The organism is Pseudomonas sp. 14P5.3.2, assembly GCF_057799175.1.
Genome location: NZ_JBYOKU010000025.1, coordinates 14334 through 26055 on the forward strand (window position 1 = coordinate 14334; position 11722 = coordinate 26055).

An 11722-nucleotide genomic window follows, 5' to 3' on the forward strand; every position below is an offset into this window, starting at 1 on the left:
GTCTCCAGCCTTCACCCTATCTCAAATCACAAACCGCGCCACCATCGCATTCAAATCCACCGCCAGACGCGAAAGCTCATGAGTGGCGGCGCTGGTCTGGTTGGCCCCGGCGGCCGATTGCGTGGCCAGGTCGCGAATATTGACCAGGTTGCGGTCGACCTCACGCGAGACCTGCGCCTGTTCTTCAGAGGCACTGGCGATGACCAGGTTGCGTTCGTTGATCTGGTGGATCGACTGGGTGATCTGTTCCAGCGCCACACCGGCAGCGCGGGCCATTTCCAGGGTGGTCTGGGTGCGCTGGTTGCTTTGCTGCATCGACGAAACCGCTTCGCCGGTGCCGTTCTGGATGCCGGCGACCATTTTTTCGATTTCCTGGGTCGATTGCGCGGTGCGATGCGCCAGGGCACGCACCTCGTCCGCCACCACGGCGAAACCGCGTCCGGCCTCACCGGCACGCGCCGCTTCGATCGCCGCGTTGAGGGCCAGCAGGTTGGTCTGCTCGGCGATGGCGCGGATCACGTCCAGCACTTTACCGATGTCGCGGCCCTGCGCGGCGAGGCCTTCGATCATTTGCGCAGTGCTCTGCACGTCATGAGTCATGGTCTGGATCGCGTCGACGGTTTTCACCACTTGATCGCGACCTTCGCGGGCGGCCTGGGTCGACTGGTTCGAGGCTTCGGACGTCGACACCGCGTTGCGTGCCACCTCTTCCACGGCGGCGGTCATTTCGTTGACGGCGGTGGCGGCCTGTTCGATTTCGTTGTTCTGCTGTTGCAGGCCACGGGAGGCTTCCTCGGTGACAGCGCTCAACTCTTCGGCCGCGGCACCGAGTTGGGTGGCGGAACCGGCGATCTGTTCGATGGTTTTGCGCAGGTTGGTCTGCATCGTGGCCAGAGCCTGCAGCAACTGCGTAGCTTCGTCCTTGCCATCGACTTCGATGGTTTTGCTCAGGTTGCCGCTGGCGATGGTTTGTGCGGCTGCCACTGCGCGATTGAGCGGTGTGACGATGCTGCGAGTCAGCAGCAAGGCCAGCAATACCGTAGCGAGCGCAGCGACGACAGCAACGATAACGATGCCGGTCACGGCACTGTCGTAGTGCTCGCCGGCCTGACCGGAGGCGGTTTTCGCGTCAGCGGAGTTGATTGCGATCAGTTTGTTGAGCTGCTCGCCCATCTGATCGGTGCCGTCCTTGATGCGCGTGTTGATCAGGGTGCGCATCTCCTCGATCTTGTCCTGACGCGACAGTTCCATCATCTGGTTTTGCGCTTGCAGGTAGTTGTCCAGTGTCACGGCGAAGGCCTTGTACTGCGCCAATTCTTCACCACCGGCAGGCAGTGCGGCGTAGCTGGCCTGGGCGCTGCGCACTTTGTCCACCAGTTCGTTGATACGGCCCTGAGCATCCTGCAACGCTGCCGGCTCACGATTGATCAGCACACGGAACGAGAGAATCCGCAGACGCAGAACGTTTTCAGTCACTTTGCCAAGGTAGGCAACGCTGGGTAGTTGATTGGTCTCCATGTCGATGGAGGCCTGGCGGATGGTCGACATGCGATTGACGGCGAACACACCAAGGACAATCACCAGCAAGGCGATAAAGGCAAAACCGAGGAAGGCACGGGGCGCGATATTCAGGTTACGCAAGGACATGGTTGGACTCTCGGATAGAGGTAGCTGCGAGCGTCCTTGCCGTCATCACTGACCCCTGGGGCGGGTTCAGTCCGGCGTCACCATTCGAGGGAATCTGTGTGCGCCTGATCTCTGTATCGGCTGGGCTTTAGGAAGATTTCGTGTAAAGCGAAAATATTTTTCAAGGTGTTTCACCACTGAAACACCGTTGAAGCTTGCCCTACTTCTGTGGCGAGGGAGCTTGCTCCCGCTGGGCTGCGAAGCGGCCCTATAACCTGCCACCACGTATCATCAGTTTCTCCGCATCAGGCGGGTTGACGACTGCTGCGCAGCCGAGCGGGAGCAAGCTCCCTCGCCACAACATCTTCAGGGCGTCAGCTATTGAGTTTGGCCATCTGCCAGACCCGGGCAATGTCAGTCGCACGTTCACGCAACAAACGCGGAGCCTCGGCGCAGGCCTGTTCCAGGGTCATCGGGCCGCTGGTGACGGCGAATGCGGCGTCGATGCCGTGCTCGTAGAGTTCCTGATAACCCTCACCCAAGGTGCCGGCGATGACGATTACCGGGACATTGTGTTGCTTGGCGATTCGCGCCACGCCGAACGGGGTCTTGCCGCGCAGGGTTTGCGCGTCGAACCGCCCTTCTCCGGTGATCACCAGATCGGCGCCGTTGACCGCTTCGGCCAGCCCCACCAACTCGGCCACCACTTCAACGCCGGCCTGAAATTGCGCACCGAGAAACGCCTTCGCCGCAAAGCCCAATCCACCTGCCGCCCCGCTGCCCGGTTCATCGCGAACGTCCTTGCCCAACGCTTGCGCGCAGAGCTCGGCGAAGTGTCCCAGCGCCTGATCCAGTTGCTGCACCTGGACCGGTGACGCGCCCTTTTGCGGGCCGAAAATCGCCGAGGCACCGTGCGGCCCGCACAGCGGATTGTTGACGTCGGCGGCGATGTCGAAGCGCACCTGCTTCAGACGTGGATCAAGTTCACTCAAGTCCAGTCGCGCCAGTTGCGCCAGCGCCAGACCGCCCGGCACCAGCGCTTGGCCTTGCGCATCGAGCAATTTCACCCCGAGCGCCTGCATGGCCCCGGCGCCGCCGTCATTGGTGGCGCTGCCGCCGATCGCCAGAATTACCCGTTGCGCGCCGGCATCCAGCGCGGCGCGAATCAGTTCACCGGTACCGAAGGTGCTGGTGATGCAGGCATCGCGCTGCCCCGTAGGCACCAGTTGCAAACCACTGGCCTCAGCCATTTCGATGATCGCGGTGTGATTGTGCGGCAGCCAGCCCCATGCGGCGTCGACCGGCGTACCCAGCGGCCCGCGCACCCGGGTGCGGCGCAGTTCACCTTCACACGCGGCAAGAATCGACTCCACTGTGCCCTCGCCACCGTCGGCCATCGGGCACTTGACCAATGTCGCCTGCGGCCAGACTTGCGCCAGCCCCAGCGCAATGGCTTCGGCAACGCCTTGGGCACTCAGGCTGTCCTTGAACGAATCGGGGGCGATGACGATTTTCATGCGAATTCTCCAGTTCCAATGCTCATCATGCTGCCAGTCGGCATGCGCATTGACGCCTGTCCGCTGCACAAGCGGGGTTGGCGATTGTTGTTCATTTATACAAAAGCCCAGCGAGATATGCGCTGGATGTACCGGCCTCTTCGCGAGCAAGACCGCTCCCACCCTGGAATGCGTTCCTCCTGTGGGAGCGGGCTTGCTCGCGAAGGCGTCGGTGAAAACACCCAATCAACCCGGATCAGTCTGCGGCAGCAATTGCACGCCAAGGTACAACGCCAACATCCCGTCCAGCCGCAACGGATCAACCCCGCTCAACTCGGCAATCCGCTCCATCCGGTAACGCAGGCTGTTGCGATGAATGCCCAGCGCATCGGCGCACGCCTGGCTCTGCCCATCATGTTCACACCAACTGCGCAGGGTCGCGAGCAATTGGCCGTTGCCGTCCTTGGCGATGACCTTGCGCAGCGGTTTGAGCAATTCATCCAGCGCATCATCGTTGCGATGGCGCCAGAGCATCACCGGCAAGCGATAGCGGTTGAGAGTCAGCAAGCGCGAGTGCGGCAACACATCCCGGCCATAGGCAAGCAGATCGCCGACCCGCCGATAACAGCGGCGCAACCCTGCCAACCCGTCCGCCTGCCCGCCCACGGCGATGCGCAGAATGTTCCAGCCCAGGCCATCGAGTTTTTCCAGAAAGCGATCATGCTCAACGGTCTGGCTCGCCGGACGGCACCACAGCAGTGATGACTTGGCCGAACTCACGCACCAGCTGTCCGGATACCGCGAGGTCAACCATGCACTCAACGCCTCGACGGTCTGCCCCGGCCCGTGCTCCAGCCCCAGTTCGAACAGATACGGCACCCGGGTCAGTTGCGGCTTGAGGCCCATCTGCTGCGCCTCATCGACCAAGCGTGGCGAGTCCCCCGCTTCGCTCAACAGCAACGCCAGCAGGTCATCGCAACGTTGCCGCCGCCATTGCTGTTCGGCCTGCTGATTGCGCTGGCCGACCAGCATTTCGGCGGTCATGCGCACCAACTCGGCGTAGGTGCGCAGTTGCTCCGGTTCGCCGGTAATTCCGAGTACACCGATCAAGCGCTGATCGAGCAACAGCGGCAGGTTGATCCCCGGCTGCACACCTTTCAGATGCACGGCGGTTTGCGCGTCGATCTCCACCACTCGCCCGTTGGCCAGCACCAATTGCGCACCTTCGTGACGGGTGTTGATGCGCTCCGGCTCACCACTGCCGAGGATCAGACCCTGACTGTCCATGACGTTGACGTTGTACGGCAAAATGGCCATGGCCCGGTCGACGATATCCTGGGCAAGATCGTGATCGAGTTCGAACATAACGACTAGAATCCTTTAAAACAGGCGCGGACGGTTGTTCACCCGCACAGGGTCTGGCGGCAAACCCTGTGCTCAGGCACAAAGACAATCCGGCCACAGGTGGCCGAGACTCTCAGGGCGATCAACGTTAACCTGTGCATCGCAAAAAATCATAATAAAGAGAGAGCCGCCATGTCGCAGAGCGCCGCAGCTACCCAGACCATCGACGCCGGTAAAAACGCCGTCTACAAACGCATCACCCTGCGTTTGATCCCCTTTATCTTCATCTGCTACCTGTTCAACTACCTCGACCGGGTCAACGTTGGATTTGCCAAACTGCAGATGCTCGACGCGCTGAAATTCAGCGAAACCGTGTACGGCCTCGGCGCCGGGATCTTCTTCATCGGCTACGTGCTGTGCGGTGTACCGAGCAACCTGGCGCTGACCAAATTCGGTCCGAGACGCTGGATTGCCGTGATGATGATCACTTGGGGCACGCTGTCGACCTGCCTGTTGTTCGTCACCACCCCGACCCAGTTCTACACCCTGCGCCTGTTTACCGGTGCGGCCGAAGCCGGGTTCTTCCCGGGCGTGGTGCTCTACCTCTCGCAGTGGTTCCCGACGTTCCGCCGTGGGCGGATCATGGCGCTGTTCATGTCGGCGATCCCGGTTTCCGGCCTGCTCGGCAGTCCGTTTTCCGGCTGGATCCTCAACCACTTCGCCGCCGGGCAAGGTGGACTGGCGGGCTGGCAGTGGATGTTTCTGCTGCAAGGTATTCCGACGGTCATCCTCGGCGCCCTCGCCTATTTCCTGCTGAGCGACAGCTTTGCCAACGCCAAGTGGCTAAGCCCGCATGAACGCGCGGTGCTTGAGGCGGACCAGGCCGAAGACCTGGCGAACAAGCCGAAAACCACCTCTGACTCGCTGATCGCGGTGTTCAAGAACCCGGCGATCTGGGCCTTCGGCCTGATCTACTTCTGCATCCAGAGCGGCGTGTACGCAATCAACTTCTGGCTGCCGTCGATCATCAAGAACCTCGGCTTCAGCGACAACCTGGTGATCGGCTGGCTGAGCGCGATTCCGTATCTGCTGGCGGCGGTGTTCATGCTGCTGGTGGGGCGCTCGGCGGACTTGCGCAAAGAACGTCGCTGGCACCTTGTTGTGCCGATGCTGATGGGCGCCATCGGCCTGGTGATTGCGGTGAATTTCGCCGCCAACCCGGCCATCGCCATCCTCGGTCTGACCATTGCCACCATGGGCGCGCTGACCGGTCTGCCGATGTTCTGGCCGGTGCCGACCGCAATGTTGAGCGCGGGCGCGGCGGCCGGAGGTCTGGCCTTGATCAACTCGATGGGGCAGATGGCCGGTTTCCTCAGCCCGTACCTGGTGGGTTGGGTCAAGGACAGCACCGGTTCGACCGATGCGGCGTTGTATCTGCTGGCGGGTGTGATCGTCGGCGGGAGCTTGCTGGCGCTGCGCATGACGCGCACGTTGCGGGCGTAAACACGCTGCGATCTTTTTTGCCCTTGTTTATTGCAGGCGGATTGCTCAGCCGATAATTCACTTTGCCCCGTGGGATGCTTCTGGTATTTGATTGGAGTTTTCCCACCGACAAAAGGATTTCGGCATGAGCTACCGCACACTGGGGCACTCGGGGTTGCAGGTGTCCACCCTCACCCTCGGCACGATGATGTTTGGCGAGCAGACCAGCGCAGAGGATTCGCTGCGCATCATCCACAAGGCCTGGGATCAGGGCATCAATTTTATCGACACCGCCGACGTCTACACCAACGGCCGTTCGGAGGAAATCGTCGGCGAGGCGATCGCCCGACACCGTCACGAATGGGTGCTGGCGACCAAGGTCGGATTCGGCCCGGCGGACGGCGTGCCGAACCGCAGCGGCTTGAGCCGCAAGCACATTTTCAATGGTCTGGAGGCCAGCCTGACGCGCCTCGGCACCGACTACCTCGACATCTATTACCTGCACCGCGAAGACCACAATACGCCGCTGGAAGTCACCGTGTCGGCGATTGGCGATCTGATTCGCCAGGGCAAGATTCGCTACTGGGGCCTGTCGAACTATCGCGGCTGGCGCATTGCCGAGGTGATTCGTATCGCTGACCAGTTGGGTGTCGATCGCCCGGTGATCAGCCAGCCGCTGTACAACATCGTCAACCGCCAGGCCGAGACCGAGCAGATCACCGCTGCGCAAACCTACGGTCTGGGTGTGGTGCCTTACAGCCCGCTGGCCCGTGGCGTGCTCAGCGGCAAATACGCACCCGACGTGACCCCGGACGCCAACAGCCGCGCCGGGCGCCAGGACAAGCGCATTCTGGAAACCGAATGGCGGGTGGAATCGCTACGCATTGCCCAGCAGATTCAGCAATATACCCAGGGCCGTGGGGTCGGTATCGTCGAGTTCGCGATTGCCTGGGTGCTGAACAACAGCGCCGTGACTTCGGCGATCGTCGGCCCGCGCACCGAACAACAGTGGGACGCGTACACCAAGGCGCAAGCGGTGAAGATCACCGCGGAAGATGAAGCGTTCATCGACTCGCTGGTGACACCGGGGCATGCGTCAACGCCGGGGTTCAACGATGTGAGCCATTTTGTGTCGGGCCGTAAACCGCATCAGGGCTAAACGCTTCGCGAGCAAGCCCGCTCCCACAAGGGATTGTCGCTGGATGCAAACCTGGTACTCGACACCCATTCACTGTGGGAGCGGGCTTGCTCGCGAAAGCGTTGGCCCCGTCACTAAAGATTTGGAGTCTGCCCCTTCTTCGCGAGCTGAGTCACACCCACAGGTTTTGTGCTTATCTTCAAGATGTGGGAAATATTGATCACTCGGCCAATATTCAGCACAAAAACCACGTATCCTGCGCGCCCTGTTTGATCACCCACCCGCGAGGACAGTTTGTCTAAAGGTATCGCTCTATCGGTTTCAGCCTCGGTGCTGTTTGCCGTCATGTATTACTACACCTCGCTGCTCACCCCGTTGAGCGGCGTAGAGATCTTCGGCTGGCGGATGCTGCTGACGGTGCCGTGCATGACAGTGTTCATGCTGGTGTCCGGTGAATGGCGGCGGGTACTGGAGCTGCTGCGGCGGGTTGCGGGCTATCCGAAGCTGATCGGCGGCCTGATCGTTTCGGCCGGTTTGCTCGGCGTGCAGTTGTGGCTGTTCATGTGGGCGCCGCTCAATGGCTACAGCCTCGACGTGTCGCTGGGTTATTTCCTGTTGCCGCTGGCGATGGTGCTGACCGGGCGCATTGTGTACGGCGACAGCCTGTCGTACCTGCAGAAGATCGCGGTGTTCTTTGCCATTCTGGGTGTGGCGAACGAGTTGTATCAGGTCGGCGGTTTTTCCTGGGCGACGCTGGTAGTCGTGGTCGGGTATCCACTGTACTTCGTGCTGCGCAAACGCTTGAAGACTGACAACCTTGGCGGTCTATGGGTCGACATGACGCTGATGCTGCCGGTGGCCTACTGGTTTGTGCGCGGTGGCGAGCAAGGCTTTGGCGTGTTCGATCAGTATCCGGGGCTGCTGTGGCTGATTCCGCTGCTCGGCCTGATCAGTGCATCGGCGCTGGTGGTCTATATCATTGCCAGCCGCTTGTTGCCGTTCAGCCTGTTTGGTTTGCTCAGTTATGTGGAACCGGTGCTGCTACTCGGTGTGGCGCTGTTGCTTGGCGAAAGCATCAAGGCGGGTGAGTGGCTGACTTACATTCCGATCTGGCTGGCGGTGGTGGTATTGATTTTCGAAGGCTTCAAGCACTTGATGCGACAACGCCGCTCTTAAAAGCAATACAAGACTACTGTGGGAGCGGGCTTGCTCGCGAAAGCGTCAGGTCAGTCAACAAAGACCTTGAACGAAAGACCGAATTCGCGAGCAAGCCCGCTCCCACAGTTTTGCTGACGCAAAAAAATCCCGGCTGTGCATGACTGCAAGCCGGGATTTTTTCATTCTAGTGGCGGATTACTCGGTGGTCAGCACACCACGACGCACCTGATCACGCTCGATCGATTCGAACAGGGCCTTGAAGTTGCCCTCGCCGAAACCATCATCGCCCTTGCGCTGAATGAATTCGAAGAATACCGGGCCCATCAGGGTTTCCGAGAAGATCTGCAGCAGCAGGCGCTTGTCGTCCGGGTTCGACGAACCGTCGAGCAGGATGCCCCGCGATTGCAGTTGATCCACCGGCTCGCCGTGATTCGGCAGGCGGCCTTCGAGCATTTCGTAGTAGGTGTCCGGCGGCGCGGTCATGAAGCGCATGCCGATCTTCTTCAACTGATCCCAGGTCTTGACCAGATCGTCGGTGAGAAACGCCACGTGCTGGATGCCCTCGCCGTTGAACTGCATCAGGAACTCTTCGATCTGCCCGGCGCCCTTGGACGACTCTTCGTTCAGCGGGATGCGGATCATGCCGTCCGGTGCGGTCATCGCTTTCGAGGTCAGGCCGGTGTATTCGCCCTTGATGTCGAAGTAGCGGATCTCGCGGAAGTTGAACAGCTTCTCGTAGAAGTTGGCCCAGTAAGCCATACGCCCGCGATACACGTTGTGGGTCAGGTGATCGATGATCTTCAGGCCGGCACCGACCGGGTTGCGATCAACGCCTTCGATGAACACGAAGTCGATGTCATAGATCGAGCTGCCTTCGCCGAAACGGTCAATCAGGTACAGCGGCGCACCGCCGATGCCTTTGATCGCTGGCAGGTTTAGTTCCATCGGGCCGGTTTCGATGTGGATCGGCTGGGCGCCGAGTTCCAGCGCGCGGCTGTAGGCCTTTTGCGAATCCTTGACGCGGAACGCCATGCCACACACCGAAGAGCCGTGTTCGGCCGCGAAGTACGAAGCGACGCTATTGGGTTCGTTGTTGAGGATCAGATTGATCGCGCCCTGACGGTACAGGTGCACGTTCTTGGAGCGGTGGGTTGCGACCTTGGTGAAGCCCATGATCTCGAAGATCGGCTCCAGGGTGCCAGGAGTCGGCGATGCGAACTCGATGAACTCAAAGCCCATCAGGCCCATTGGGTTTTCGTATAAATCTGCCATGGTGACGCCTCATCATTCTTATCAATTAACCAGGGTTATTTGTCAGTAATGCTGAGATCGCTGGGTGGTGCGCAGGAGATGCCTCGCACACTGCGGGCGAGGAAGTCACCGTAGATCAGTTGAAACCCGAATATCTTCATTGTCGACCCAAGGCTCTTGCGGGCGAGGCTTCTGCTGCCAGAAGACGATTATTATTGTATGCGTAACCCGATTCTACACAGCGTAAATAGGGTTGTCTGCCCTCTCTATAAAATCCGCCTTTTTCGCATCGGTGCAAGGGGTTTGTTGCACAGGTAAATACCCACCAGCACCAGGCCGCCTCCCAGATACAGGCTCAACGTCAGTTGTTCGCCGAGCAGCAGCGCGCCGAGAACCACGGCTGTCAGCGGATTCAGGGCGATGAACACGCCGGAACGGGTCGCGCCGATTTTGCGGATACCGTCGTAGTAGCCGATGTAGGCCAGCGCCGAGCCGAGCACACCCAGGTAGATCAGGCTCAACCACTGCGGCGTACCGAGGCTGATCAATGCGACCCAGCTTACCTCGCCGCGCAACGCCGCCAGCGTCCAGAGCATCACTGTGCCGATCAGCACGGAAAGCGTCACGGTCTGCACCGGGCCGAGTGACTGATTCAGCCCCCGTGAAAACAGCGAGTAAACGCCCCAACCCAACACACAACCAAGAATCAACAGATCGCCGATCCACGCGTCAGGCGTCGCGGCAAGCAATTGCGGATTACGGCTGACGATCACCAGGCCAGCGCCAGCGATACAGATCGCAATACCGGCGACTTTGATCCGCCCCATGCGCTCCTTGAACAACAACCACGAGGCCAGACCGATCACGGCCGGATTCAACGCAACAATCAACGAGGCCCGTGAAGCGTTGATGTATTGCAGGCCATAAAAGAAGCACAGGTTATAGAAGAAAATCCCGAAGAACCCCAGCAACAACAGTTGCAGCCATTGCCGGGACGTCGGTCGTGCCAGCGGGATGCGCGCCAGCCACAGGAACCCCAGCAACGCCGCACTGGCGAGCAGGAAGCGCAGGCTGGCAGCGAACAGCGGGCTGAGACTGCCCGCCAGAAAACGCCCGGCGACAAAGGTCCCGCCCCAAATCATGGTCACCGCTGCCAGAGTCAGATAAACCGGCCGCTCGGAGGTCGTTGCGTGGATTTGCTCGAGGTTGCGCATGATGCTCCAGGAAATGCAGCTGGAAAGATGGCGTATCATTCACCTCATTTAACCTCATCGTAAAATGAGCAAATACTCATGACCCTCACTCAATTGGAGATCTTCTCGCTGGTCGCTGAACTGCGCGGTTTCACCCTCGCCGCCCATCGCCTGGGAATTTCGCAGTCAGCGGTGTCGCACGCGATGAAGTCGCTGGAGGAGGAACTGGGCGTCGAACTGCTACACCGCCATCAGTCGCAAGTCGAACTCACCGACATCGGCGAGCAATTGCTGCAGCGCGCACGGGCCATGCTTGGTCTGGCCAACACCCTGCGTCAGGAGGCGGCCGATGCGCGGGGCATGAAAAGCGGCACGTTGCGCATCGGCTCGTTCGGCCCGACGTCATCGATCAAGTTGCTGCCGACGATTTTGCAGCGCTATCGCCAGGCGCATCCGGGCATTGAAGTGCACATAGATGAGGGGCCGGACAGGCAGGTTATCCAGTGGTTGGAAGAGCGGCGGATCGACATCGGTTTTGTGGTGTTGCCTCAGGAGCGTTTCGACACTTTTGCCTTGGCAGAAGACCAGATGGTTGCCCTGCTGCCAGCCGATCATCCATTGGCAAAACGCACCGCGCTGAGCCTCAAGGATCTGTGTGCCGATCCGTTTGTCCTGACCGAAGCCGGTTCATCGGAGCTGGTTTCGCGCCTGTTCACTGCCGCGCGCCTGCAACCGAAGATCCGCTATCGCTGCTCGCAATTGCTCAGCACCCTGGACGTCGTGGGCCGGGGTGACGCAATTACCGTCGTGGCCGAATGCTCGTTGCCGGACGATGCGACGCCGCGTTACGTGAAGAAGCCGCTGGTACCCGCCGTGCAACGCCAGATCGGCCTCGCCGTGCTCGATCAACGTCAGGCTTCGCCGGCGACGTTGGCCTTTATCGAACTCGCCACGCAGCTCAACTCGCCTTGAGCAGCGCAAGCGCCAACGGCCATCTATCATGCCTCTTGACTCCGCGGTGTTTCACAGGCGCG

9 protein-coding genes and 1 pseudogene are annotated in these 11722 nt (G+C 60.4%); 4 read left to right on the top strand and 6 right to left on the bottom strand.

What is annotated here, in order from left to right:
- Positions 1-21: 21 nt before the first annotated feature.
- The 4 genes and pseudogenes from AC27VU_RS19385 to AC27VU_RS19400 all read right to left on the bottom strand — a co-directional run bounded on the left by AC27VU_RS19385 (position 22) and on the right by AC27VU_RS19400 (position 4487).
- Positions 22-885, bottom strand: a complete 864-nt coding sequence (locus AC27VU_RS19385; protein ID WP_400496809.1) for a methyl-accepting chemotaxis protein — start codon at positions 883-885, stop codon at positions 22-24.
- Positions 880-1647 (bottom strand): annotated as a pseudogene (locus AC27VU_RS19390) (MCP four helix bundle domain-containing protein); the annotation flags it as partial. The pseudogene AC27VU_RS19390 and the gene AC27VU_RS19385, both read right to left, overlap by 6 nt.
- 353 nt (positions 1648-2000) lie before the next feature.
- On the bottom strand, positions 2001-3143 hold the full coding sequence (locus AC27VU_RS19395; RefSeq protein ID WP_003224644.1) for a glycerate kinase: 1143 nt from the start codon (positions 3141-3143) through the stop codon (positions 2001-2003).
- A 225-nt stretch (positions 3144-3368) separates the two neighbouring features.
- Positions 3369-4487 carry a sugar diacid recognition domain-containing protein gene (locus AC27VU_RS19400; RefSeq protein ID WP_488724698.1) on the bottom strand — a complete coding sequence of 373 codons (1119 nt, stop codon included), beginning with the start codon at positions 4485-4487 and terminating at the stop codon, positions 3369-3371.
- A 171-nt stretch (positions 4488-4658) separates the two neighbouring features.
- Between AC27VU_RS19400 and AC27VU_RS19405 the strand changes: the two genes are divergently transcribed.
- The 3 genes from AC27VU_RS19405 to rarD all read left to right on the top strand — a co-directional run bounded on the left by AC27VU_RS19405 (position 4659) and on the right by rarD (position 8262).
- A complete protein-coding gene (locus AC27VU_RS19405) occupies positions 4659-5969 on the top strand; it encodes an MFS transporter (RefSeq protein ID WP_201137744.1) in 1311 nt (436 codons plus the stop codon).
- 124 nt (positions 5970-6093) lie between these two features.
- Entirely contained in the window at positions 6094-7107 is a 1014-nt protein-coding gene (locus AC27VU_RS19410) for an aldo/keto reductase (RefSeq protein WP_400505213.1), read from the top strand.
- Positions 7108-7380: 273 nt separating this feature from the next.
- Positions 7381-8262: an EamA family transporter RarD gene (rarD, locus tag AC27VU_RS19415; protein WP_262141355.1), complete on the top strand. Its 882-nt coding sequence runs from the start codon at positions 7381-7383 to the stop codon at positions 8260-8262.
- A 177-nt stretch (positions 8263-8439) separates the two neighbouring features.
- On the opposite strand, the gene hppD is transcribed toward rarD, so the two are convergent.
- Positions 8440-9516 carry a 4-hydroxyphenylpyruvate dioxygenase gene (gene hppD / locus AC27VU_RS19420; protein ID WP_488724699.1) on the bottom strand — a complete coding sequence of 359 codons (1077 nt, stop codon included), beginning with the start codon at positions 9514-9516 and terminating at the stop codon, positions 8440-8442.
- Between the two features lie 245 nt (positions 9517-9761).
- Positions 9762-10709, bottom strand: a complete 948-nt coding sequence (locus AC27VU_RS19425; RefSeq protein WP_488724700.1) for a DMT family transporter — start codon at positions 10707-10709, stop codon at positions 9762-9764.
- A 78-nt stretch (positions 10710-10787) separates the two neighbouring features.
- On the opposite strand from AC27VU_RS19425, the gene AC27VU_RS19430 reads away from it, so the two are divergent.
- The gene (locus AC27VU_RS19430) at positions 10788-11660 is read left to right on the top strand and encodes a LysR family transcriptional regulator (RefSeq protein ID WP_201137748.1); all 873 of its coding nucleotides are present in this window, start codon (positions 10788-10790) and stop codon (positions 11658-11660) included.
- The last annotated feature ends 62 nt before the right edge of the window (positions 11661-11722 follow it).

What these genes read in the sequence shown, in the direction of transcription:
- AC27VU_RS19395 (WP_003224644.1), bottom strand. Translation starts at nt 3,143, where the DNA reads ATGAAAATCGTCATCGCCCCCGATTCGTTCAAGGACAGCCTGAGTGCC.
- AC27VU_RS19425 (WP_488724700.1), bottom strand. Translation starts at nt 10,709, where the DNA reads ATGCGCAACCTCGAGCAAATCCACGCAACGACCTCCGAGCGGCCGGTT.
- AC27VU_RS19405 (WP_201137744.1), top strand. Translation starts at nt 4,659, where the DNA reads ATGTCGCAGAGCGCCGCAGCTACCCAGACCATCGACGCCGGTAAAAAC.
- hppD (WP_488724699.1), bottom strand. Translation starts at nt 9,516, where the DNA reads ATGGCAGATTTATACGAAAACCCAATGGGCCTGATGGGCTTTGAGTTC.
- AC27VU_RS19385 (WP_400496809.1), bottom strand. Translation starts at nt 885, where the DNA reads ATGCAGACCAACCTGCGCAAAACCATCGAACAGATCGCCGGTTCCGCC.
- AC27VU_RS19430 (WP_201137748.1), top strand. Translation starts at nt 10,788, where the DNA reads ATGACCCTCACTCAATTGGAGATCTTCTCGCTGGTCGCTGAACTGCGC.
- AC27VU_RS19410 (WP_400505213.1), top strand. Translation starts at nt 6,094, where the DNA reads ATGAGCTACCGCACACTGGGGCACTCGGGGTTGCAGGTGTCCACCCTC.
- AC27VU_RS19400 (WP_488724698.1), bottom strand. Translation starts at nt 4,487, where the DNA reads ATGTTCGAACTCGATCACGATCTTGCCCAGGATATCGTCGACCGGGCC.